Here is a 24,023-nt window from a genome sequence, read left to right as displayed (position 1 = left end):
GCAATTCTAACCGCAGTGCCCGCATTACGCCATTTTGCCGGACCTTGCCGCTTGTTCCTGGCAGGGTGAACCCCGCCAGGAAGACGAACTCGGCGCGCTTACCGGCCCGGTTCGCGCTGTTCGAGCTGATAGCTCATGCGCAGGCTTGCGGGGACAAGCATGGCGCCGTGTTCAGCGGAATCGGTGCTCACCGCGACCGGAGCCTGGGTGCCTTCGACGCTGACAGGCGCAGTGCCGCCATCCTGGATGAACCATGCCGAGGCGGCCACGCCGACGGCAAAGGCGACGCCGCTCATAAGCGCAACGACAGGACGGCGGATGAATAATCCTTCCCGGGCCGGAACCGGCGCTTCGGCGAGCACCGCCTCGGCACGCTGCCTCCAGTCGCCCAGCTTGGCGACATCGGCATTCAGGCGCTCGAGCAGCGCTTTCGTGGTCGCGTGCGCGGCTTCGCGCTCCCGGTCGCAGGCGCGGCGCCGCTCTTCCGCCGCGTTCGCGCCGCTTTCGGCTTCCGCCCTGCGGCTGCGGGCAGCGTCCAGCGCACGCTGTTCGGCAGCCGCCTGCAGTTCTTCGGCCGTCAGCGCTTCCGCTTCGGCCTTCATGCGCTGCATGGCAAGTTCCGCCGCTTCGCGTTCCGCGAGCGCGCGCTGTTGCGCATGTTCCAGCGCGATGGCTTCGGACTCCATCTTTTCCCGGATCGCGTCCAGCGCGGCCTGCTCGGCCTTGGCGCGTGCGCTTTCAATGCGCGCCAGTGCGATCGCTTCGCGTGCCTTCGCTTCCGCGGCATCGGCCGCTTCGCTGTTGCGGCGCGCCTGCTCGGCCGACGCTTCAAGAAATTGCTTTTCCGCCGCAAGCCGCGCTTCGATGGCAAGGCGGTCATTGCGCGCGCGCTCTTCGCGCGCACGGGTCACCGTCGCCTGCTCGTCGGCACAGCGCGCAGCGGCCAGGGCATCGGCATGCGCACGGCTTTCGGATTCCATCCTGGCGTCGATCGCGGCCAGCGCCTGCTGCTCGGCGGCAGTGCGTTCCTGTTCCAGCTTGAGTTTGTCCCGCAGCGCCGCCAGCGTCTTTTCCTCGGCCGCGGCACGCTGGCGCGAAGCGCTTGCCAGCGCCACCGCCTCGCGCGCGCGCGCAATGGCAAGCTCGGCGGTTCGGCGCTGCAGTTCGGCCTGTTCAGCCGTTCTGTCGAACAGTTGCTTCTCGGCCGCGCATTTCGCTTCGCCGGCTTCGCGCATTTCGCGCTCGGCGTCGGCGCGCTGCCGCTGGATAAGCACCATGTCATGCTCGGCTGCGGCACGCTGCTGCGCATGCTGCACCGCCGCCTGTTCCGCCGCAACCTTTTCCTGCAGCCCTTCCAGCACGCGGCGCTCAGCGTCGGCGCGTTGCTGTTCGGCCTTGGCGAGGGCAATGGCCTGCTCCGCCCTGGCTCGCGACAATTCGGCGGCACGGCGCTGCGCTTGGGCATGCTCCGCCGCCTTTTCCAGCGAAACCTTTTCCGCCGCAGCCTGCTCCTGCCTCGCCTCGCGAGCGGAACGCTCGGCCGCCTCGCGGTCGGCCAGCATGCTGGCCAGCTCGCGCTCGGAGCGGGCGCGCGCCTCGCTTTCATCCCGCAGTGCCTGCTCCGCCGCCAGCTTTTCGCGGATGGCCGCAAGCGCCGCCTGTTCAGCAGCGATCCGCTGTTTTTCGACCCGGGCCAGCTCCATCGCTTCGCGCACTTTCCCCAGCGCCGCCTGCGCCGCCTTGCGCTCGAGTTCGGCGCGTTCGGCGGCCTGCTGCGCCGCATGCCGTTCGGCGGCGAGCCGGACCTCGACCGCCTGGCGCGCCGAATGTTCGGCCTGCTCGCGCAGGCGCACGGCTGCGGCCCGCTCTTCCTCGGCGCGGGCCCGCATCACGGCTTCCTCGTGCGCCGCGCGTTCTGCGTCCAGGGTATTGCGCACGGCTTCCAGCGCCTGCTGTTCCGCTGCGGCGCGGGCTTGCTCGACACGTGCAAGTTCGCTTGCCTCATGCGCGCGCGCTTCCGCCGCCTCCGCGGCCGCGCGTTCCCGCACGGCTTTCAGGGCCGCCTGTTCAAGCTCGAGCTTTTCCGCGGCGGAACGCGCTTCCAGTGCCTCGCGCGCGTTGCCTTCCTGAAGCTGCCGCTCCTGCAGCAGCAGCGCCTGTTCGCGCTCTGCGCGCAAGCGCGCCTCGGTTTCTTCGCGCAGGGCTTCTTCCGCCCGGCGCCGTTCCTGTTCCGCCTGCAGTGCCTGCTGCTCAAGCTCGACTCGCTTGCGTTCGGCACCTGCTGCCTCGGTCGCCTCCTTGGCCTTGAGCAGCGCTGCCAGCGCCGCCTTGCGCTTGTAATCCACCGCCGCCCTGGCTTGTTCATTGGCATGATGCAGCGCAGTGGCTTCCGCAGCGGCTGCCGCCTGTGCGGCGCGGTCGAGTTCTTCCCTAGCAGTCAATTCGGCGGCGCGCTGCCGTTCGGCCTTGGTCCGCTGCTGTTCCTGAAGCAGCGACGCCTGCTCCGCCGCCAGCCGCAGCTGTGCCGCTTCCAGTGCCTGGCAGGCCGCCGCGGCCTTTTGCCGCTCGACTTCCGCCTTCTGCCGGAGAACCGTGAGCGCCTGCGCTTCATCAAGTGCGCGCCGGCGTTCCAGCTTGGCCATTTCAACCGCCTCGCGCGCTTGCTGCACCGCGGCTGCCGCTGCCTGGCGCTGGGCATCGGCGCTTTCGATTGCCTTGGCGAGAGCCAGCTTGCCAGCGGCAATCTCTTCTTCCCGAGCAGACCGGCAGGCCCGGTCGGTCTGCTCCTGCATGCGCAGCACGCTGGCATGCTGCCTTTCCGCCTCTGCCCGGCCCTGCGCCGCGACCGCGGCATCTTCTTCGGCGCGAATTCTTGCCTGCAGGGCTTCGACTGCCTGCTGTTCGGCCTCGGCGCGGCGGCGTTCGGCCTTCGCATGCTCCGTGGCTTCCTGCGCCTTGCGAGCCGCCATGTCGGCCGCCTGACGCTGCATTTCGGCGTGTTCGGCCGCGCGCACGCAGGCCTGCTGTTCCGCCGCCGCCTTGTCTGCGGCCATCTTCGCCGCTGCGCGTTCCAGTTCAAGCCGGCGCTCGGACAGTGCGCGGGCGCGCTGCTCTTCCTCGCCGCGCGCTTTGGCGGCTTCTTCCATCGCCTGCTCCAGGCGCACCCTTTGATTGGCTTCCTCGGCGGCGCGCGCCTCGGCGTCGGCACGCCGGCGCGCCTGCAGGTCGGCCTGGTGTTCCGCTTCGACGCGGCTCAATGCCAGCTGCTGCAATTCCCGCTCGGCACGGATGCGCGATTCGGTGGCGGCAAGAATGCTCGCTTCGGCGTCGCGCCGTGCCAGCGCAGCCGAGGCGGCGCTGGATTCGGCCTGTTCGCGCCGCATCGCGGCATCGCGCATTTCCGACTCCGCCTGCAGTCGGGCCTGCAGGGCTTCCGCCGCCTTGCGTTCGAATTCGATGCGCGCCTGCGCGGCGGCTTCGTTTTCCCGCTCCACCAGCGTGCGGGCGCGGGCTTCTTCACGTGCCCGCACCTCGGCAGGGGCCCGGCTGAGCGCGGCCTGCAATGCCATCGATTCGGCCAGTTCGCGCTGGCGTGCGGTATCGAGCGCTTCGCTGCGCGCCTGGGCCAGCTGCTCGGCCGCCTGGCGGGCTTCCTTTTCACGGCGTTCCTGCTCCCGTGCGAGCGCGGTGATGCGGGCATCGGCACGCGCACGCGCCTCGGCTTCCTGGCGCGCCGCTTCGGTGGCGGCAATGCGTTGCGCCGCCTGCCAGCGGGCGAGCTCGGTTTCCTGCGCCAGTTCTTCCGCCGCCGCCGCGGTGCGGGCGGCAATCTCGGTCTGGGTGGCGACATGTTCGGCGGCGCGTTCGCGGGCGGCCTGTTCGGCGCGGGCGCGTTCATCGGCAACGCGGGCGGCTTCAGTCTCGGTTTCGGCGCGGGCGCGCAGCTCTTCGGTCTCGCGCTGGATGGCGGCCGCGCGCGCCTCGCCGGCTTCGCGCGCCTGCTGTTCGGCCTCAAGGCGGGCTCGGCTGGCCTGGATGGCTTCCTCCGCCGCCCGCGCATTGCGGTAAGCCTCGGCGGCCGCTGCGGCATCGAGCCGGGCCTTTTCTTCCGCGAGGGCGCGGACACGGGCTTCGGCGCTGGCACGGTTTTCCGCGGCGACGGTGGCGCGCGCCTCGGCTTCGACGCGGGCAATCGCTTCGCGGATCGCTTTCAAATCGATGCCCGCCGCGTCTTTCGCTGCGGACATGCCGGGCGTCGCTGCACCGACTGCCTTGCCTGCTTCAGCCATCTCGGCGGAGTCAGCCCGGTCGGCCTCTTCCAGCCCGGCTCCTGCGGACTCCATCAGCCTGTTGCGCCATGCCTGTTTGTCATCCATTGATCTGCTCCCGCACGATGGGCGATTCCGGCGGGTTGTTGTAGTGTGCTGGCCGGAATTTCATACCATGCATTATCCCCGGGCAGGAAAAAAAGCAGCCGCCGAACAGGCGGCGAAATGACGGCTATTTCCCCAATATGTGGGACGGACAGGAAGCGCAAACCGTATTACATTAGCCGTCTCCGACTGCATGGAAAGTGTATTTCCATGCAACATTTTCGAAGCATCAACACCGCAATCCAGCGGAAAAGGCCAGCGCCCATGCAGACCGATGACAGGAATTCCCCTCCCACCGCCGAAGCCGGCGATCTCACTACCGTGGCGATGGGAAGCCTGCTGGCCGACATGAACCATGACATCCGCACCTCGATGAACGGCATCGTCGGCATGCTGGAACTGCTGCTGGAGACCGATCTCACCGATGCCCAGCATGAATATGCGCGCGTTGCCCAGAACAGTGTCGACACGCTGCTGGAAGTCATTGAACGCATCGTCGACCTGTCGCTGCTCGAATCGAACCAGTTCAGCCTGACGCGCACCCCCTTCGATCTGCTTTCGGTATTGCAGGCCGCCTGCGAAGACAAGCGACCGGCGGCGGCGGAGAAAGGCTTGCGGCTGACGGTGCACTATCCGCAGAGCGCCTTGCTGGTGGGTGATCCTGCGCGCCTGCGCCAGGTCGTCGGCATCCTGGTCAACACCGCCATCCGCGTCGCCGACCACGGCGATATCGCGGTACGCCATGAACTGGACCTGGGCGACAGAGCCGGCAAGCTGCGCATGGCCGTGCATGCCAGCGGCCCGTCCGAGGCCGGGGCACAATTGACGGCGGCGCTCAATCAACCGTTGCGCACCTGCATGGCGGCGCTCAAGATGCATGGCAAGAATGCCGTCGAACTGGCCCTCTGCGTGCGTCTGGCGCGGCTGATGGGCGGCAGCATCAGCGTCGAGAGCGCGCCTCGCCTCGGGGCCAGCTTCCGCCTGCTGCTCGATATTCCGCATGCTGCCGGCGCAATTGCCGGGATGCGCATCCTCCTGCTGGATGAACACGCCGGGCGCTGGGATGCGACGCTGGCGCCGCTGGCCGAAGCCGGCGCGCGGATAGAACATGCCGGCAGCTTCGCGGCCGGCATGCAGGCCCTGAGTCAGGCCGCGGCGCAAGGCGCTCCCTATGCACTGCTGCTGCTTGCACCGGCGGTGCAAGGCATCGATGCCGATACGCTGCGCACCGCGGTGCACGGCGAGCCCGGCTATGCGAGGCTTGGCATCGGCGTGCTCATGAATGCCGATGCCCCGGAGAAGGATCGCATCCGCGCTTCCGGCTTCGGCGCGGTCATCACGGAAGAGACGACGGCCGAGCAACTCATGCATGCAGCGCTCAGGCTCGCCGGCCTGATCACCGAACACGGCGGCGCATTGCAGGCATCGACGGGGACGCCCCCCATGGATTCCGCTTCCGCCGCGACCATGTTCGAAGGACAGCGCGTGCTGGTGGCCGATGACAATCCGGTCAACCAGCAGGTGGCGATCCGCATGCTGGAAAAGATCGGCTGCCGCACCGACGTGGCCCGCAACGGCCAGGAAGCGGTCGACATGCAGCGTGATGGAGCCTACGACCTGATTCTGATGGATTGCGACATGCCGCTGCTCGACGGTTACCAGGCGACCAGCCTGATCCGCCGGCTCGACGGACCGGTCAAGCATGTGCCCGTCATCGCGCTCACTGCCTGCACGACGCAGGACGAGCGCGACAGGTGCGCGGCGGCCGGCATGAACGATTTCCTGTCCAAGCCGATCCGGCCGCAAACGCTGAAAGACATGCTGACGCGCTGGATGCCGCGGGCCGAGGTGGCCGAAACCCACTCTGCCGCAGTGGATGACGAACTGGACATGGTCAGGGAAATGTTCGGCACCGACTTTGCCGAACTCGCGGCGCTTTATCGCAATGACAGCCCGCCGCGCATTGCCGCGATGCGCGCCGCCCATGCTGCCGGCGACCATGCGCTGCTCGCCAAGGTATCGCATGCACTGAGCGGCAGCAGCGCATCGATCGGCGCGACCGCGCTTTCGCTGCTGTGCCGCGAACTGGAGAACGCCGCCAAGGCCGGCGCCCTCGGCGACTTTGCCGCGCGGCTGGGAGGGATAGAAGCGGAGTACCGGCGCGTCAGCGCGAAAATCCAGTCGCTGCTGGGCTGAGTGCCATGCCGGACAACGACATCAAGATCATCATTGCCGACGACGACAGCACGACTTGCAGCGTATTGCGGCTGCTCCTGCGCGAACAGGGTTTCAGCGTGATCGGCGAAGCCCGTGACGGCGAGAAGGCGGTCCATTTCTGCCTTCTGCATCAACCGGATATCGCCTTTCTCGACATCGACATGCCGAAGCTGTCCGGGCACGATGCCGCGAGAAAAATCAAGGAAAGCGCGCCGGATGTGGGCATCATCATGGTCAGCGCCCTGCCCACGCTGGAGAATGTCCAGAAATCGCTGGAAGCCGGGGCGGCGGCTTTCGTCGTCAAGCCGTTCAATGCGACAAAGGTGATGGATGCCATCGGCCAGTGCGTGCGGCGCAAGAAGGATGGAAGACAGAACGAAGACCGCCGAAGCCAGTCGTGATTGAAGCAACGGAGCCTGCGACATGGACAAAAAACCCTTTGATATCGCCGTGGCCGTCAGGCGCATCCGGACCGCCGTCGATCCGTGGCCGAAGGCGGCGCTGTTTCAGCTGGCCGAGGAGGGATACACATCGGCTTTCGAGCAGCTGGTCGCCTGCATCATTTCCATCCGCACCTTCGATGAAGTGACCTTGCCCGTATCGCGCAAGCTCTTCGAGCGCGCCCGTACGCCGGCCGGCATGTGCGAACTGGCGCTTGAGGAACTGGATGCCCTGATCGGCGCAAGCACCTTCCATGAACGCAAGGCAGGCCAGATCCTGGCCATCGCCCGCCGCGTGAGGGATGAGTACGGCGGCACCCTTCCCTGCGACCGGGAAGTGCTGATGTCGTTTGCCGGCGTGGGGCCCAAGTGCGCCAATCTCGTGCTCGGCATCGCTTGCGGAGAACCCTTCATCAGCGTGGACGTGCACGTGCATCGCGTGACCGGGCGCTGGGGTTATGTGAAGGCTTCGTCGCCCGAGAAATCCCTGCTCGCCCTCGAAGCCCAGCTGCCGCGCCGCTACTGGATCGAAATCAACCGCCTGCTCGTGCCGTTCGGCAAACACATCTGCACCGGCAGCCGTCCCCGCTGCTCGACCTGCCCGGTGCTGGACATGTGCAGGCAGGTCGGCGTGGAGGAAAGTCGCTAGAGCGGATTGCGAATGGGTGCACGGTCGCCTCGGCCTGCCTTGGGTGCATGGCAGCGTTGTTCGTCGCTTGTGTGGCCCGCCACACGGCGCTCCTCTCGCCTTGCCCTGCATCCCAAGACAAACCGATTCCTCCCTACACCCATCCGCAATCCGCTCTAGAGCGCGCTCCTTATCACCATCAGGCCCGCGCGCAGCCCCGGCCGCACGTCCGGATTGGGAAAGACCACATACTCCGGTTCGCTTCCGACCCGATAGATGACATCGCCATCCTCGGCAATCAGCTCGCCGGGCTGCATCTCGGTGAAATTGGGCGCCATGCGATCGATGGCCATGCGGAACGCCGGACTCTGCTTGACCAGCTGCTGCTTCACGCGAAATATGGCCGGCGGCGGCGCGGAAGGCGGAGCGCCGGTCGCCAGGAAAGCGTCGAGCATGGCGGATGCGGCGGCGAAGCGCTCGAGGTCGTTGCCGCCGATGCTGCCGACCTGCCCCAGTTCCACCGTTGCTGCCACCGCGCCAAAACGCCCGGCGGTCCAGGCACTGTAGGTGCCGGCGGATGCCGGGTTCAATATCGCCGCCTCCAAGCCGGCTGCGCCGAGACAGCCGAGCAAGGCAAGCTTGCCGGGCTGGGCAATGTCGTCCGGCACAACGGCGAAAGCCGGATAGCGGGATGGTCGGATCGCGGTATGCAGGTCGAGATGCCACTTCTCTCCCGCTGGGCCGCCCTTGAAGAACGCCGCTGTCGCGCGCATGATGTCATCGGCGCGCAGGGCTTCGGCGGTTTGCGCCAGGTCGCCCCGCTGATCGCGGAACATGCGGTTGAGATCGGCATCAATGAAACGCCGGCCGGCGGCGATCGCGGCCGTGTTGCCCACCACTAGCATCAGGTCGAGGTCTGTCGCAAGCGACGACCGCTGCGGCGCCTGCGCCAGACCGTGCAGGATGCGTCCGACGATTTCGACCGGCGTCGTCTCGTCGCCATGAATTCCGACCGACAGCAGCAGCCTCATGCGCTTTGGTTCGGCGGACGGACGGCTCAGGCGCAGCATGCCATGCGCCGGACGCTCGACTGACAAGCCGGCGGAGGTGAAGGCCGCCGCCATGTCCGAGAACTCTCCCGCGGCAAGCGCCTTCACCGCCGCCCCGCCCTGCCTGTCATGCTCTTCGCCAGCTTGATTCGCCTGCTTATCCATGGTGACCCGGTTCATGCGTCAAAACTCATACAGGCCGGGAAGACCGAGGATGCCGGCAAGCTCTTCCAGAGCCGTCTGCACTTCGACCGCCAGCGCGGGATCGGCAAGGTCGGCCGGGCTGAGGCGGTCGCGGTAATGCCTGCCGACCCAGGCCGCCAGGCGGGCATGAAGCGCTTCCGTCATCACCACTCCCTGATGCATTGCCGCCGCCTCCTGGTCCCTCAGCGCCACCCGCAGGCGCAGGCAGGCGGGTCCGCCCCCGTTGCGCATGCTCTGTCGCAGGTCGAAGCTGATCAGTTCGTCGATCGGGCCGCCGCTGGCCGCCAGCCGCTGCAGGTAACGCGCCACGGCGGGATTCTCCTGGCATTCCTGCGGCACCACCAGCGCCATGCGGCCATCGGCCTTGCTCAGCAACTGGCTGTTGAACAGGTAGCTCGATACAGCGTCGGCAACCGGCACGTCGGCCGCGTCGACGCGTACCGCATGCAATTCCGCCCCCAACACTTCCATTGCGCGTTGCAGGCGGTGCAGCGTTCCCTGCTCATCGAGGAATGCGCGCTGGTGATAGAACAGGACATCGGCATTGCCGACCGCGATCACGTCGTTATGGAAGACGCCCTGGTCGATGGTGTCCGGCGCCTGCTGCACGAAGACGGTACGTTCCCCGGCCAGACCGTGCAGACGCGCCACGGCCTGGCTCGCCTCCAGCGTCTGGCGTGCAGGGTAATGCCGCGGCGCGGGCGCATCCGGATCGAACTCGACGCGGCCGTAGACGAACATCTCCACGCCGGGGCTGTCGTGGCTGGCGCACAGGCGGGTATGGTTGGCCGCGCCTTCATCGCCGAAGGCGGGTGTCGAAGGCAGCGCATCATGCACCGCGAAATGCCGCTTGTCGCCGAATATTGCGCGCAGGGTCCTGGCGGTCTGCGCCTGTTCATAGGAACGGTGCAGCTTGTTGTTCAGGTTGGCGACGGTGAAATGCGCGCGGCCGTCCGCGGTGTCGGCGGACGGACTCACGGTGGCGGCATTGGCCGTCCACATCGGAGAGGCGGAATAGGCGCTGGCCAGGATGACCGGAGCTTCCCGGTATGCCCGTGCGATCACCTCGGCATCGCTGCCGGTAAAACCGATGCTCCGCAGCAGCCGGAAATTCGGCCGGGCATGCGGCGGCAGCATCGCCTGCGCGAAGCCGCGCGCCGCCAGCGCACGCATCTTGGCCAACCCCTGCAGCGCCGCCTCCTTCGGATTGGAAGCACTCTTGACATTGCTGAAAGAGGCGACATTGCCGAATGACAGCCCGGCGTAGTTATGCGACGGACCGACCAGCCCGTCGAAATTGAATTCGGATGCTTTGCTCATGGTGATCCTTGCTTGCGCATTGCAGTTGTGCTTGCAGTTGTCCTTGTCCTTGCAGTTGCCCGTGCGGTTGCCCCTCAAAACAGCAGGCCGGGCGAAAGCTGCGCTGGCAATTCAAGCCGGCTGTTTTCGATCGATGCGACCGGATAGGCGCAATAGTCGGCGGCGTAATACGCGCTCGGCCGGTGATTGCCGGAGCTGCCGACGCCGCCGAAGGGCGCGGTGCTGGCGGCCCCGGTGGTCGGACGGTTCCAGTTGACGATGCCGGCTCGCATGCGTGCCTGGAAACGCGGCCACAGCGCCGCGTTTTCGCTGAGCAGCCCGGCGGCGAGGCCGTACTGCGTCGCATTGGCCGTGCATATCGCGTCGTCGAAATCTCGCACCCGGATCACCTGCAGCATGGGTCCGAACCATTCCTCGTCCGGGACGTTCGCGGCAGCGGTCACGTCTACGATGCCGGGGCTGAGAAAGCCGGTTCCCTGCCGCAGCGAGCGCATCGCAAGCAGGCTGGTGCCGCCGCGTGCGATCAGGTCCGACTGCGCCTGCAGCAGGCGTTCGGCGATGCGCGCGGACACCACCGGCCCCATGAAGGGCGCGGGCACCGTATCGTAGCGGCCCACCGCGATCTTGCCGCTCACTTCGACCAGCCGCTCGATCAGGGCCTGGCCGCGCGGCGAATCTTCCACGATCAGGCGACGGGCGCAGGTGCAGCGCTGGCCGGCACTGACGAATGCGGAAAAGACTGCATGATGAACCGCTGCATCGATCTGTTCGACATCCCAGGCGATCAGCGGATTGTTGCCGCCCATCTCCAGCGCCAGCATCTTCCCCGGCTGCCCTGCGTACTGGCGATGCAGCAATGCGCCAGTCTGGTAGCTGCCTGTAAAGAGAATGCCGTCGAGCGCCGCATGCCGTGCAAGCGCCGCGCCGGTCTCGCGGCCGCCGTTGACGAGGTTCAGCACACCTTGGGGCAAGCCTGCCTCGCTCCACAGCTGCACGGTCAGCAAGGCGGTCTGCGGCGCATGCTCGCTGGGCTTAAGCACCACCGTGTTGCCGGCGATCAGCGCAGGCGCGATATGGCCGTTGGGCAGATGGCCGGGGAAATTGTAGGGGCCGAATACGCCGAACACGCCATGCGGCCGGTGCCGCAACACGGCAATGCCGTCGGGTGCCGCGGCGCGGCTCTCGCCGGTGCGCGCGCCGTAGGCCTGTGCCGATATCTCGATCTTGTTCGCCATGCTTGCGACTTCGGTGCGCGCCTCCCAGAGCGGCTTGCCGACTTCGCGGGAGATCAGGAGGGCCAGGGTTTCGGCATGCTGCTGCAGCAGGTCGCGGAAGCGCCGGCATACGGCGATGCGTTCCTCGGGCGGCAGCATCGACCACGGCTCGAAAGCAGCGCGCGCGGCCCCGCAGGCGGCATCGATTTCGCCGGGCGTGGCTTCGGCGCCGGTCCAGATCACCTCTCCGGTGGAGGGATCGGTCACCGTGAACGGCGCCCCGTCTCCGGCAATCCACTGCCCGTTCAGATAATGGCTATGCATGGTTCACCTTCTTGGGATTGAGCGCCATGGTGCGCACGGTATCGCCGTCGCCGACGGCAAGCGCTTCCTTTTGTGGCTCGGACAGGCCGATGCGGCCCTCTTCCGGCTGGATGTCCGCGACGGTCACTCGGAAGCCGGCCATGCGGGTACTCGCCAGCAGGAAGGGCTGTTGAGCCGCGTATGCCGCCCCGGCCTTGGCATCGACGACCGCAAGGCTGCTTTCCCGCAGGGCGCGCAATTCGATGACGCGCGCCTGCAGCACAGGGCCGGCATCGAAGATATCGACATAGCCCTCGTAGTGCATGCCTTCCTGCTCCAGCAGGTGGCGCGCCGGCGCGGTGGCGACGTGCACCCGGCCGATCACCTGCTGCGCTTCCTGCGGCAGGTAAGCGACGTACAGCGGATACTTGGGCATCAGCTCGGCGATGAACGATTTCTGGCCCAGGCTGCTCAGGTCGTCGGCGCGATTGAAATCCATCCGGAAAAAATGCTGGCCGAGACTGTCCCAGAACGGCGAGGTGCCGTCTTCGCGCTGGTAGCCGCGCATTTCCGCGATCAGCTTTTCCGGGAACAGGTGCGGGAACTGCGCGATGAACAGGAAGCGCGACTTCGACAGCAGCTTGCCGTTGCTGCCACTGCGGAAATCCGGATGCAGGAACAGCGAGCACAGTTCAGCGCAGCCGGTGAGGTCGTTCGACAGATACAGCGTATCCATGCGCGAAAAGACCTTGAGTTCGTTGCTGGAGTGGACCAGCGTGCCGATCCTGTAGTTGTAGAATGGCTCGTCGAGGCCGACGGCGCCCTTGATTCCGCAAACGCCGACCAGGCGCCGGGTTTCGGACTCTTCCATCACGAACACGTAATCGCGTTGCGCGGGTTCGATCTGATCAGCGAACGAGGCGCAGGCGATTTCGACCCGCCGGGCCAGCGTCTTGCGGTCCGGCTTGAGCGTGGTCATGCCGGGGCCGACCTGCGCCGCAAGCGCCAGCAGGCCATCCAGATCCTCTTCCCTGATGGTGCGCACGATGAGCATGGCCGGCCTCACAAGCTGACACACAGGATGGAATCGCCGTCGACCACGTCGAGGCGGCGCATGGCGTCGGCCGGCAGCATGACGCTTTCGGTCTCCGGGGGAAGACTGCAGCGGGCCATCACGGCGCGGAAGTGCTCATCGCGCAGTGTCGCCACCAGGCACGTCAGGCGGGCTCCGGCTTCCGGATCCTCGCCAGCGGACGCGCTGCACGCGACGGCGTCGGTGAACGAACGCAGCGCATTCTTGTGCGCCCGCAGCACCGGTGCGCCGTCGAAGATATCGATGTACTTGTCCGACACGAATCCTTCCTCCGACAGGATGCGGAACGGCAGTTCGCCGTCGGGATGCACCTGCTCCATCGCCGCCTGCGCGTCGGCGGGCAGCAGCGGCACGTAGACCGGATAGTGCGGCATCAGTTCGACGATCACGGTGCGGTTGCGCGCGCCTTCGATCATTCGCTCCGCCTCCAGAAAATCCATCCCGAAGAATTTCCGGCCCAAGGCTTCCCAGAACGGCGAGCGGCCATCCCCATCGATGACGCCCGACATGGAGGCGAAGAACCTGTCGCTGAAGCGCTGCGGCGCGGCGGCGGCGAACAGCAGACGCGCGCGCGACAGCAGGGCGGCCTCGGCGCCGGCGTTCCTCCGGTTGCGCAGGTGGAAGCTGGAAAGCTGCGAATGACCCGTGAGGTCCGAGCACAGCGTCAGCGCATGCACGTTGTGGCTGATGTCGAGGTCGCGCGAGACCTGGTTCAGCACATCGTTGCGGAATGCGAAGAAGGTGCCGTTGGCGCCGGCGGTTGCCGATATCAACGCGCTTCCGGCCAAGGAACCGTCCGGCGCTTCGAGCACGAAACAATAGGATTCGTCGGCGGGCAGTTGCGGTTGACGCGCGAACGAGGCGATCGACCGGTCCACCGTCTTTTCTATCGATTTGCGGGTGCGCGGCAGTGTGTGGACGCCGAATGTCGTTATTGCGGCGAGCGTTTCCAGTGCCAGGATATCTGATGTCTCTGCGGGCCTGACGACGAACATGGTGTTCTCCGGGGAGTGCCTTGTGGGACAGTGTAACTGTTCATGGTTGATGCGCGGATGCTGGTGTGGTTCCGTTTATTGCGCGGCGACATGTTGTTGTCTGTTGTTACCCCAATGCGTGGGTATTGTTGTTTTTTTATTGCCCCAAAGCGTAGGTAGTGCAAGCCTCTGCGCCTGCACAGGTGACCTTCGTTCGGAGCGTTGGTTTTTCATAGGTTTCTTTGTGGAGGCTTGCCGGGTCTGGCCCCGGCGGGCCACCTACTTTCTTTGCTTCGCCAAAGAAAGTAGGCAAAGAAAGGCGACCCCGCTACTGCTGCCCCTGCGGAGTTCCCAAAAGAACTGGCTGCAAAGCGGGAAGCGCAGAAACTCGCCTTCGGCTCAGACATCTGCGCTTCTTATCCGCTTTGCAGCCAGTTCTTTTGGCGTCAGCAGAAGGGGCACTAACAGCCTCTTTAAGCAACGCTGGCCAAGTTCGGGCAGCCCTCCCTCAAATCTCGAAACTGATCCCCTGCGCCAGCGGCAGCGCCTGGCTGTAGTTCACCGTGTTTGTCGCGCGGCGCATGTAGGCTTTCCATGCGTCCGAACCCGATTCGCGGCCGCCGCCGGTTTCCTTTTCGCCGCCGAAGGCGCCGCCTATCTCCGCGCCGCTGGGGCCGATGTTGACGTTGGCAATCCCGCAGTCGCTGCCGGAGGCCGACATGAACATTTCCGCTTCGCGGATATCGGTAGTGAATATGCTCGACGACAGTCCCTGCGGGACGGCGTTGTTCCAGGCGATTGCCTGTTCCAGCGACTGGTAGCGCGCAATGTAGAGGATGGGCGCGAAGGTTTCGTGATGCATCACGGCGGTCTGTTCAGGCATTTCGGCCAGCGCCGGCGCCACGTAATGGCCGCCTTTGCAGCCGGCCACCTGCGCGCGGCTGCCGCCATGTACCCTGCCACCTTCGGCACGCGCCTGTTCCAGCGCATCTTGCATCGCTGAATAGGCCGCTTCGTCGATCAGCGGCCCCACCAGCGTGCCCTGCTCCAGCGGATTGCCTACAGGCAGGGTTTCATAGATTTTCTTCAGGCGCGCCAGCAGGCTGTCGGCGACGCTGTCATGCACGAACAGCCTGCGCAGCGTGGTGCAGCGCTGTCCTGCCGTGCCGACCGCGGAAAATACGATGGCGCGCGTAGCAAGTTCCAGGTCGGCGCTGGGCGCGACGATCATGGCGTTGTTGCCGCCGAGTTCGAGCAGCGAACGGGCCATGCGGCGCGCGCAGCGTTCGGCCACCGCACGACCCATGCGGGTGCTGCCGGTGGCACTGACGAGCGGCACGCGCCTGTCGTCGACCAGGGCTTCGCCGGCCTCTCTTCCGCCGATGATCAAGGCCGACAGGCCCGGGGGCGCATCATTGCCGAAACGCGCCGCCGCCCGTTCGAACAGCGCCTGCACCGCGATGGCGGTGAGCGGCGTTTTTTCCGACGGCTTCCACACCACACTGTCGCCGCAGACGAAGGCCAGCGCCGCATTCCATGACCATACCGCGACCGGAAAATTGAATGCCGAAATGACGCCTGTCACGCCCAGCGGATGCCAGGTTTCCATCATCCTGTGGCCGGGGCGCTCGGACGCGATGGTGAGTCCATACAATTGCCTGGACAGGCCGACCGCGAAGTCGCAGATGTCGATCATTTCCTGCACCTCGCCAAGCCCTTCCTGCAGGATCTTGCCGGTTTCCAGGGTCACCAGCCTGCCGAGCGCTTCCTTGTGCATGCGCAGTTCCTCGCCGAACAGCCTGACCAGTTCTCCCCGGCGCGGTGCCGGTAGGTTTCTCCACTGCAGGAACGCGGCATGGGCCTGCCCGATCTTGTCTGTCGTTTCCTGCGCCGTATCGGCCCGCAGGCTGGCCAGGATGCCGCCGTCGATCGGGGATCTGCTGTTCAGGTCGCCGCCCGCGTGGGCTCGCAGATCGACGCCCAGTTGTCCGAGCACATCGCCGATTGCCTTGACTGTCTCCATCGCTGTTCTCCTCATGCCGCGTAGAAGCGGCCGAAACGGTTGTCCAGGAAGTCTTGCAGTCTAGCCTGTTCCTGCCGGATCAGGCCGCGCCTCGGCAGCCTGCCCTGCATCACCAGGTCAAGCATCGTGCAGATGCCTGCCGCGGTGGTGATCTGGATGGCCGACAGCAGATGGCCGTTCACCTGCTGGCTGTAGATCTTCTTCGCATAGGTTTCCTGTTCCAGCCTTCCCTCGCGCATGCCGCACACGCTGGCGAAGACCAGCACCACGTCCTGGCGGGTGATGGGTATCGCGGTCTCCAGCACTTCCTTGAGAATCGGGCGGCGCTCCAGCAGGCCGAGCTGCAGGTCGCGCACCAGCACTTTGACGATATCTCGGTGCCCCGGATAGCGCACCGTCTTGTAGTTCAGGTTCCGCACCCTGCCGGCCAGGCTTTCGCACAGCGTGCCCAGGCCGCCCGAAGTGTTGAAGGCTTCGTAGTCGATGCCGTCGAGCGAAAAATGCTCCACCTCCTCCAGCGGCGAGACTTCGCGCAGGCTACCGTCGACGATGGCTTCGCAGGGATTGCAGTATTCATTGATGAGGCCGTCGGTGCTCCAGGTCAGGTTGTATTTCAGCGCATTGCTTGGAAAGGTTGGCAAGGCACCGACGCGCATGGTGACGTCGCGCAGCGTATCGAAGCGGCCCGCCACGTCGTTGGCGACGATGGAGATGAAGCCGGGCGCCAGGCCGCACTGCGGCACGAATGCGGTGTCTGCATCCTCGGCCAGCTGCTTGACGATGCGCGTGCTTTGCACGTCTTCGGTGAGGTCGAAGTAATGCGCGCCGGCTTTCTTCGCGGCGCCGGCGATGAGCGGCGTCAGGAAGTAGGGCGTGGCCGAAAGCACCACCTCATGGCCGTCGACGAGGCTTGCCACCGCGCTGCCGTCCGCGATATCCGCCTGCACTGCGCTCACGCCGGGAAAGCGCATCGCCTGCACGTGGGCCAGCCGCTGCCGGTCGCGGTCGGCTACGGTGAGCCGGTAGTCGCCGCTGTGGGACAGCAGGTTGAGGATGGCGTCGCCGATCTTGCCGGCGCCGAGGAGGATGACTTTGGTTTTCATGATGTCCTCTCTTTTGTTTCTGGTCTTGTGATGGGTCCTGCAAGGCGCCGTCGGCATGTGCCGAGGGCATGCAAAAAGTGTAAGGCCCTTGACTGTCAGAAAACAGGGAGCAAAGCGTCGTCACAATGTATGATTAGGCGACGTAATGACGAAACAACGAGACATATTGACCAGGCAGGGGATCGGGCGGCTGACATGAAACCGGAACTTGACGACATCGACAACAGGATTCTCGCGCTGCTGATGGACGATGCGCGCATGCCGGTGGCGACCATTGCGAAAAAGGTCGACATCGCGCGCACCACCGCGATCGCCCGCATCGCCGGCCTGGAGAAGCGCGGCGTGATCGCCGGCTATGGCGTGCGGCTGAACCAGGAGCTTTACCAGCCGGCGGTGCGCGCCTATGTCGGCATCGCGGTCGATCCGGGCAAGGCGGCCAACCTGGTGAAGCTGCTGCAGAAGGTGCCGGAAGCGGAAACGCTGTGCGCCGTCAGCGGCCCGGTCGATTACATGCTGACCCTGCGCTGCCAGTCGACCGCCGAACTCGATCGCCTGCTCGACCAGGTCGGCGCCATCGACGGCGTGCGACAGACGTCGACCTCCATCATCCTGACCAAGAGAATTGACAGAAGTCCGGTCTGATCCGGGCGAATTAACCTAAGCTTTGCTACGCGGCATCGCAGGCATACCGCAAGGACAAGCTGCAAGGACAAGCCGCAATCGAGAGAGAATCCCATGCATACCATTCCTGAATCGAAGAAAAATCATCTGTGGCGCAAGGTGGTGTGGTTCACCGACCCGGAAGAGCATCCGCTCGGCCCCTATCATTCCGCGGAAGTGTATTGCAGCGAAGAATCCAACGGCTATGCCGTCTGGTATGTGCGCAAGCTGGCCAGGGAAGACGGACGCGGCGTGCCGGGCGTGGAAAATGCCGACTACCTGCTGAACTACTATGCCAGGACCGCGCGCGACGATGCGATCGAGCGCGCGGTGCTGATTGCCAACAGCGATCCTTCCACGGACAGGATCATCGAGAACCTCGACCGCCTGGCGGCCGCAGGACAGAAGATCTGATCCTTAAGGTTTGATCCTTAAAGCGGCCACAGCGGCGGCTCCTGCATCAGCGCCACCTGCTCGCGCAGTTCCAGCACGCGGTCCTGCCAGTAACGCTGGGTATTGAACCAGGGAAAGGCGGCGGGAAATGCGGGATCATGCCAGCGGCTGGCCAGCCACGCGGAATAATGGATCAGCCGCAGGGTGCGCAGGGCTTCGATCAAATACAGCTCGCGCTCGTTGAATTCGCGGAAATCTTCATAGCCGGCCAGCAGATCCGACAATTGCCGCACCATGTCCTGCCGCTCGCCCGACAGCAGCATCCACAAGTCCTGTATCGCAGGGCCGGTCCGGCTGTCGTCGAAATCGACGAAATGCGGTCCGGCATCCGTCCACAGCACGTTGCCCACGTGGCAATCGCCGTGCAGGCGCAGCGTGGCGACGTCGCCGGCACGCTCGTAGCAGCGCCGCACGCCGTCCAGCGCCTGCTGCGCAACGCTGCGGTAAGCCTCGACGAGATCGGCGGGAATGAAGCCCTGCTCCAGCAGGTAGCGGTACGGCGTTTCGCCGAACGAGTCCAGGTCGAGTACCGGGCGATGAGCATAGGCTTGCGCGGCGCCCACCGCGTGAATCCGGCCGATGAAACGACCCAGCCATTCCAGGGTGCGGCTGTCATCCAGTTCAGGCGCCCGGCCGCCATGCCGGGGGAATACCGCGAAGCGAAAGCCCGCATGTTCCCGCAGCGAGCCCTCGCCAGCCTCGGTACCCTGGGCGCCGAGCCTGAGTGCCGGCACCGCGGGAATCTCCCGCTCGGCCAGCGCCTCGACGAAACGGTGCTCTTCCAGGATCGCCTCGTCGCTCCAGCGGCGCGGTCGATAGAACTTCACGATCAGCGGCGGCCCCTCCTCCATGCCGACCTGGTAGACGCGGTTTTCATAGCTGTTGAGCGCGAGCAGGCGGCCGTCGGAATAGAAACCGCACTCTTCCAGCGCGGCAATCACGATATCGGGAGTCAGGCCGGCGAAGGATTCCGGCTGGAAGGAATGCATGTTCATGAGATGGGAAACCCAATGACGTGCGGCAGGCGTGCGGCAGGATTGCGTGGCACGGCGCGCTGACGCAGGCTGCCAGTATAGCGGCTCATTGCGGCGCTCGATTGCAGCGCCACGGATTACAAGGGTTACACTGTCGGCTTTCGACGTTCAATCAAATCACTTCCATGCATCTCGACGAACCGCTTTCCGACAAGGAATTCCAGGAACTGGACCAGTTCCTCCTCTCCGACCGCTGTGCCGAGGACGGCATGACGATGGACTCTCTCCATGGCTACCTGACCGCGCTGGCCATCGGCCCGGAAGAAGTGCCGATGGCGGAATGGCTGCCCAAGGTGTGGGGCTCGCACGGCGCGAAGGGGCCGGAATTCAAGAACCCGAAGGAAGCCGACCGCATTACCGGCCTGATCGCCCGCTTCATGAATGAAGTGGCGATCACCTTCGAAGTCGCGCCCAAGGAATTCGAACCGCTGTACTGCGAACACGAAGTCGACGGCCGCACCCTGATCGACGGCGAAGCCTGGGCATGGGGTTTCTGGGAAGGCATCGAACTGCGCGCCGAGGCCTGGGAACCGATCTGGTCGTCCGAGGTGGCGGATTTTGCGGAAAAGATTTATCTGCTGGGCGCGGAAGAGATAGAGGAAGAGGAAATGGCGCTGGTCGACGACCCGGTCAAGCGGCACAAGATGGCGATCGAGGTCGAGGCTGCGGTTCCGCATATTCATCGTTACTGGAAGCCGCATCGCAAGTCCGCGGTGCAGCAGGTGCAGCGCGATGCGCCGAAGGTTGGGCGCAACGATCCCTGCCCCTGCGGCAGCGGCAAGAAATACAAGAAGTGCTGCGGCGCTGATCAGGGCGAGTAAGGCACCAGCCACGCATCCGATCCGGCAACACCGCCCTGCACTGCCGTCCTGGATAGCGCAGCGCAGGCAGGAATCTGCGCTGCGTTGCGAGGTATCGGCTTGTCAGCCCAGAAAATGACGGGCGATTGCGCTATAGACCGGAATGCCGATGAGTATATTCAGGGGGAAAGTCACTCCCAGCGACAAGCTGAAATACATCGACGGATTGGCTTCCGGGATGGAGTAGCGCACCACCGCCGGCACGGCTATGTAAGACGCGCTCGCAGCCAGCACCATCAGGAGCGCGGCATTGCCGGCAGCGATGCCGAAGGCGACCGACAGGCCAAGTGCCAGCATGGCATGCGCCAGCGGTGCCAGCACTGCGTAGCAAAGCAGCCAGGGAGACTGCCCGCGCAGCGAACCCAGGTTGCGAGCCGCGAGCAGACCCATGTCGAGCAGGAAGAAGGCCAGCATTCCCTTGAACAGGTCCACCGAGAACGGTGCCATGGCCTGCTTGCCCAGATCGCCGGTTACGAGGCCGACAAGCATCGCGCCGAGCAGCAGCAGCTGGGTACCGTCCGTGAATGATTCATGAAGGATCTTTCCGATTCGCGTCGAGTCGTTCGACGCAATGGGGCTGCCCAGAACGGCTGCACCGCCGGCTGACATGACCGATTGCGCCGCCTGCCGCAGCGAATTTGCGAGAAGAACTGCGATGATGATGGCCGGCGATTCCATCAGGGCCATGGCCGCCGCCATGTGGCCGCCGTAGGCAATCTGCTGTCCGTCTAGATACTGGGTTGCCGTGATGAAGGTGACGGCGCTGACCGAGCCATAGGTCGCCGCCAGCGCGGCCGCATCGAACGGCGGCACGATGCGCCGGAGAAGCTGATAGCCCGCGATAGGGACACATACCGCGAGCAGCACGGCGCACCCCAGGCTGATGGCAACTTCGGCGGTCAGCCCGGATTGCGCAAGCGCGAACCCACCTTTCAGGCCAAGGGCCATCAGCAGGTAAAGGGAGAGGAAACGTGAAATCGGCTGGGGAATTTCGAGATTGGATTTCAGGCAGCCCGCGAGCACGCCCACGACAAAGAAGAGGATGGCCGGATCAAGGAAATTTTGCATGTTCTGCTTGTTATGGGAATAGGAAACGCATGCTAACCTCTCGGCAAGATAAGGAAAAATCGATTCTTCTGATGCATAGCATAGAGATTTGTCTATGAACGCCACCTTTCGCCAGCTTCGGCTGTTTCTGTCATTTGCTGAGCACCTGAGCATCACCGCCGCGGCGCATGCCTGCCACGTCACCCAGCCAACCGTTTCCATGCAGTTGAAGGAACTGGCAGAGAGCATTGGCATGCCGCTTTACGAACAGATCGGAAAGCGGATGTACCTGACCCCGGCCGGCGAGGCGCTGGCCAGGACGGCTCGTGCGATGGTAGATGAATGGAGCGCCTTTGCTCAGCAAATCGACGCTATGAAAGGCATGACGCGCGGCCAGTTGCGGGTGGCGGTGGTAAGCACGGCAAAATATTTCGTGCCTCGGCTGCTGGGCGAGTTCTGCGCCAGCTATCCGGATATCGACATCGCGCTGGAAGTGCTGAACCGGGATGGCGTTGTCGCTCGCCTGCGCGACAACCGCGACGACTTATACATCATGTCGATGCCGCCGGACGATATGGAGCTGGAGCGTCATGCCTTTCTTTCCAACCCGCTGGAACTCATTGCACCGCTGTCGCATCCCCTGGCGCGCAGGAAGACCGTTCCGCTGGCCAGCCTGAAGGAGCTGCGGTTCATCCTGCGCGAGAAGGGCTCCGGAACGCGGCTTGCGTGCGACAACCATTTCAGGCAGCTGCGGTTCCAACCGGACGTGCGGCTGGAACTGGGGAGCAACGAAGCCATTAAACAGGCCGTCGCCGCCGGCATGGGGATGGCGGTAGTCTCGCGGCATGCCCTGGCCGAGCGGCCTGCCGACGAAAAGCTGGCCGTCCTGAATGTGGATGGATTTCCCGTCCAATCCAACTGGTGGACGCTCTATCCCAAGGGCAAGCGGCTCTCGCCCATCGCTGCGGTTTTCCTCGAACATCTGGAACGCGGCGCGCGGGCGTGGGAAAAGCCGAAATGAATCCTCAGCGGTTGTTCCGCCGCAGGGTGCCTGTCCCTTGAAGCTTCCCGGCGCGGCTGCGGGATCCGCCCAGCGGCGTAAATGAAGCCGGCGTGAAAGCCGGCGCGCTGCTTACGCCCCCTTTCGCGCCGACATCAAACGCCGTACTGCGCCTTCGCATTCGGCTTGATGTTGCGGGTCGCCGCATAAATGTCTTCGAGCGGCAGCTTTGGCGAACGGTCGGCCCGCAGCAAGCCGTTCGCTTCCTGGAAGGTGTCGGCGAACTGGGTATAGCAGAAGCCGCTGAACATAGGCGTTTCATTCACCACTTCCAGCAGGCGCCGGTAGCTGTTGTGGAATTCCTGGTCGCTGTCGGCCAGCGAATAGCCCCATACATTCTTGACGCCGGCTTCCGGCACTTTCGCGTAGGTGATGCCGCCGAACTCGGTCAGGATGATCGGCTGTCCGCGATGCGGATAACCGTCCAGGGTGAGGATGCGGCCGCCGGGACGCCGCCGGTCGAACAGTTCCTGCGACGCGGCGCTCGAATAGCGGGCCGCCAGGCGTTCAGGATCGCCGTCGTAGTCATGGATGCCGAGCAGGTCGGTCGCCGACGCTTCCCAGCCGTCGTTGCCGATCACCGGGCGCGTGGAATCCAGGGTCCGCGTCAGGTGATACAGCGCCTCGACCGCATTGCGATGCGCCTGCATCGATGTCAGGTTCGGCACGCCCCAGGATTCGTTGAAGGCCACCCAGACGATGATGCAAGGGTGACTGTAATCGCGCTCGATCACGTCGCTCCATTCCTTGACCATGCGCTGGATCGCCTGCGGGGTGAAGCGGTAGGACGATGGCATTTCTTCCCATACCAGCAGGCCGAGGCGGTCTGCCCAGTACAGGTAGCGCGGGTCTTCGATCTTCTGATGCTTGCGCACGCCGTTGAAGCCCATGGCCTTGGCCAGCTCCACGTCCCTGCGCAGCGCATCGTCGGAGGGCGCCGACAGCAGCGTGTCGGGCCAGTAACCCTGGTCGAGCACCAGCTTCAAATGATAGGGACGGCCGTTCAGCATGAAGCGGTCGCGATTGATGGCCACCGAGCGCAGCGCGGTGTACGACTTGACCTTGTCGAGCACCTTGTCCTTGTGCCACAGGGTGATGTCGACATCGAGCAGTGTCGGATGCTCGGGGCTCCACAGCAGTTCATTGCGGGAATCGTCGATGCCCGGATCCGACAGCGCGATCTTGCGATGCGCTTCGCCGCCGATGATCTTGTAATGGTCGTCGGCCAGCATCTTGTTGCCGTGCCTGATCTTCACTTCCACCGACAGGTCTTCTTCGACGTGGCCGGCCACGAAGGTTTCGCAGCCGATCTCGAAGCCTTCGAAATGCGGCGTCCAGCGCAGCTTGCGAATATAGGTGTGCGGCACCTTTTCCAGCCAAACCGCCTGCCAGATGCCGGTCGTGCGCGGATACCAGATGGAGTGCGGTTCCAGCTGCCAGTCCTGCTTGCCGCGCGGCTTGGACAGATCCTGGGGATCGTCTTCCACGTGCACCGTGACGACATGGCGCGTCTGTTCACCGAGGGCATTGGTGATATCCGCATAGAAAGAGCTGTGCCCGCCTTCATGCTCGGCCACGCGGTGGCCGTTCACCCAGACCGTTGACTGGTAGTCGACCGCGCCGAAATGCAGGAGCACCCTGCCGTCATCCGGCGTGATTTCAAACTCGCGCTGATACCAGCAGCCGCGATGGAAGCCGCGATCGCCCACGCCGCTGGCCTCCGATTCCGGAGGGAAAGGAACCTTGATGTCATGCGTCCATTGAATCGGATCCGACGGGTGCTCGTACTTCCTGTCGTTATCGAATGTAAATTTCCACTGGCCGTTCAGCGATAGCCAGTGCTCGCGCACCAGCTGCGGGCGCGGGTATGCAGTATCAGACATTCTTTTTCCTTTAGTTGGTCGGCGTTACCCCGCTTGGAGTGAATCCGGGCGAGGCTGTTCCCCGGCGCACAGACGGATTGCCGTG

18 protein-coding genes are annotated in these 24,023 nt (G+C 64.8%); 7 read left to right on the top strand and 11 right to left on the bottom strand.

Features of this window, described 5'->3' with window-relative positions:
• Nucleotides 1–98: 98 nt before the first annotated feature.
• Entirely contained in the window at nucleotides 99–4,376 is a 4,278-nt protein-coding gene (locus RY831_RS10800; RefSeq protein ID WP_326506344.1) for a hypothetical protein, read from the bottom strand.
• A 261-nt stretch (nucleotides 4,377–4,637) separates the two neighbouring features.
• On the opposite strand from RY831_RS10800, the gene RY831_RS10795 reads away from it, so the two are divergent.
• From RY831_RS10795 to RY831_RS10785, 3 genes are read left to right on the top strand one after another with little or no spacing between them, the layout of a single operon-like run.
• The gene (locus RY831_RS10795) at nucleotides 4,638–6,569 is read left to right on the top strand and encodes a response regulator (protein WP_326506343.1); all 1,932 of its coding nucleotides are present in this window, start codon (nucleotides 4,638–4,640) and stop codon (nucleotides 6,567–6,569) included.
• A gap of 5 nt (nucleotides 6,570–6,574) precedes the next feature.
• A complete protein-coding gene (locus RY831_RS10790) occupies nucleotides 6,575–6,991 on the top strand; it encodes a response regulator transcription factor (RefSeq protein ID WP_326506342.1) in 417 nt (138 codons plus the stop codon).
• 22 nt (nucleotides 6,992–7,013) lie between these two features.
• Entirely contained in the window at nucleotides 7,014–7,679 is a 666-nt protein-coding gene (locus tag RY831_RS10785) for an endonuclease III domain-containing protein (protein ID WP_326506341.1), read from the top strand.
• Between the two features lie 155 nt (nucleotides 7,680–7,834).
• Here the strand turns inward: RY831_RS10785 and RY831_RS10780 are convergent, their stop codons facing one another.
• The 7 genes from RY831_RS10780 to RY831_RS10750 all read right to left on the bottom strand — a co-directional run bounded on the left by RY831_RS10780 (nucleotide 7,835) and on the right by RY831_RS10750 (nucleotide 16,998).
• Entirely contained in the window at nucleotides 7,835–8,887 is a 1,053-nt protein-coding gene (locus RY831_RS10780; RefSeq protein ID WP_326506340.1) for a succinylglutamate desuccinylase, read from the bottom strand.
• A gap of 3 nt (nucleotides 8,888–8,890) precedes the next feature.
• Entirely contained in the window at nucleotides 8,891–10,231 is a 1,341-nt protein-coding gene (gene astB, locus RY831_RS10775; protein WP_326506339.1) for an N-succinylarginine dihydrolase, read from the bottom strand.
• Between the two features lie 74 nt (nucleotides 10,232–10,305).
• Nucleotides 10,306–11,769: a succinylglutamate-semialdehyde dehydrogenase gene (gene astD, locus RY831_RS10770; protein ID WP_326506338.1), complete on the bottom strand. Its 1,464-nt coding sequence runs from the start codon at nucleotides 11,767–11,769 to the stop codon at nucleotides 10,306–10,308.
• Nucleotides 11,762–12,802, bottom strand: coding sequence for an arginine N-succinyltransferase (gene astA / locus RY831_RS10765; RefSeq protein WP_326506337.1), 1,041 nt, complete (start codon nucleotides 12,800–12,802; stop codon nucleotides 11,762–11,764). Before astA ends, astD begins: the two co-directional genes overlap by 8 nt.
• 8 nt (nucleotides 12,803–12,810) lie before the next feature.
• Nucleotides 12,811–13,836, bottom strand: a complete 1,026-nt coding sequence (locus RY831_RS10760) for an arginine N-succinyltransferase (protein ID WP_326506336.1) — start codon at nucleotides 13,834–13,836, stop codon at nucleotides 12,811–12,813.
• A gap of 487 nt (nucleotides 13,837–14,323) precedes the next feature.
• Nucleotides 14,324–15,838, bottom strand: coding sequence for an L-piperidine-6-carboxylate dehydrogenase (amaB, locus tag RY831_RS10755; protein ID WP_326506335.1), 1,515 nt, complete (start codon nucleotides 15,836–15,838; stop codon nucleotides 14,324–14,326).
• 11 nt (nucleotides 15,839–15,849) lie between these two features.
• A complete protein-coding gene (locus tag RY831_RS10750; RefSeq protein WP_326506334.1) occupies nucleotides 15,850–16,998 on the bottom strand; it encodes a saccharopine dehydrogenase family protein in 1,149 nt (382 codons plus the stop codon).
• Between the two features lie 138 nt (nucleotides 16,999–17,136).
• Between RY831_RS10750 and RY831_RS10745 the strand changes: the two genes are divergently transcribed.
• Together RY831_RS10745 and RY831_RS10740 are read left to right on the top strand one after the other, a co-directional pair.
• A complete protein-coding gene (locus RY831_RS10745; RefSeq protein ID WP_326506333.1) occupies nucleotides 17,137–17,583 on the top strand; it encodes an Lrp/AsnC family transcriptional regulator in 447 nt (148 codons plus the stop codon).
• 93 nt (nucleotides 17,584–17,676) lie between these two features.
• Complete coding sequence (locus RY831_RS10740) at nucleotides 17,677–18,015, top strand: hypothetical protein (protein WP_326506332.1); 339 nt, start codon at nucleotides 17,677–17,679, stop codon at nucleotides 18,013–18,015.
• Between the two features lie 17 nt (nucleotides 18,016–18,032).
• On the opposite strand, the gene RY831_RS10735 is transcribed toward RY831_RS10740, so the two are convergent.
• Nucleotides 18,033–19,049: a serine/threonine protein kinase gene (locus tag RY831_RS10735; RefSeq protein WP_437126251.1), complete on the bottom strand. Its 1,017-nt coding sequence runs from the start codon at nucleotides 19,047–19,049 to the stop codon at nucleotides 18,033–18,035.
• 164 nt (nucleotides 19,050–19,213) lie between these two features.
• On the opposite strand from RY831_RS10735, the gene RY831_RS10730 reads away from it, so the two are divergent.
• Nucleotides 19,214–19,909 carry a UPF0149 family protein gene (locus RY831_RS10730; protein ID WP_326506331.1) on the top strand — a complete coding sequence of 232 codons (696 nt, stop codon included), beginning with the start codon at nucleotides 19,214–19,216 and terminating at the stop codon, nucleotides 19,907–19,909.
• 102 nt (nucleotides 19,910–20,011) lie between these two features.
• Here RY831_RS10730 and RY831_RS10725 read toward each other — a convergent pair whose 3' ends face one another.
• The gene (locus RY831_RS10725) at nucleotides 20,012–21,016 is read right to left on the bottom strand and encodes a sodium-dependent bicarbonate transport family permease (protein WP_326506330.1); all 1,005 of its coding nucleotides are present in this window, start codon (nucleotides 21,014–21,016) and stop codon (nucleotides 20,012–20,014) included.
• Between the two features lie 94 nt (nucleotides 21,017–21,110).
• Here RY831_RS10725 and RY831_RS10720 point away from each other — a divergent pair, with 94 nt between their 5' ends.
• Nucleotides 21,111–22,016 carry a LysR family transcriptional regulator gene (locus tag RY831_RS10720; protein ID WP_326506329.1) on the top strand — a complete coding sequence of 302 codons (906 nt, stop codon included), beginning with the start codon at nucleotides 21,111–21,113 and terminating at the stop codon, nucleotides 22,014–22,016.
• Nucleotides 22,017–22,150: 134 nt separating this feature from the next.
• Here RY831_RS10720 and RY831_RS10715 read toward each other — a convergent pair whose 3' ends face one another.
• The gene (locus tag RY831_RS10715) at nucleotides 22,151–23,938 is read right to left on the bottom strand and encodes a glycoside hydrolase family 2 protein (RefSeq protein WP_326506328.1); all 1,788 of its coding nucleotides are present in this window, start codon (nucleotides 23,936–23,938) and stop codon (nucleotides 22,151–22,153) included.
• Between the last annotated feature and the right edge of the window lie 85 nt (nucleotides 23,939–24,023).

Source organism: Noviherbaspirillum album, from assembly GCF_035916955.1.
GTDB lineage: Bacteria > Pseudomonadota > Gammaproteobacteria > Burkholderiales > Burkholderiaceae_D > Noviherbaspirillum > Noviherbaspirillum album.
This window is presented reverse-complemented; position numbering and strand designations above follow the sequence as displayed.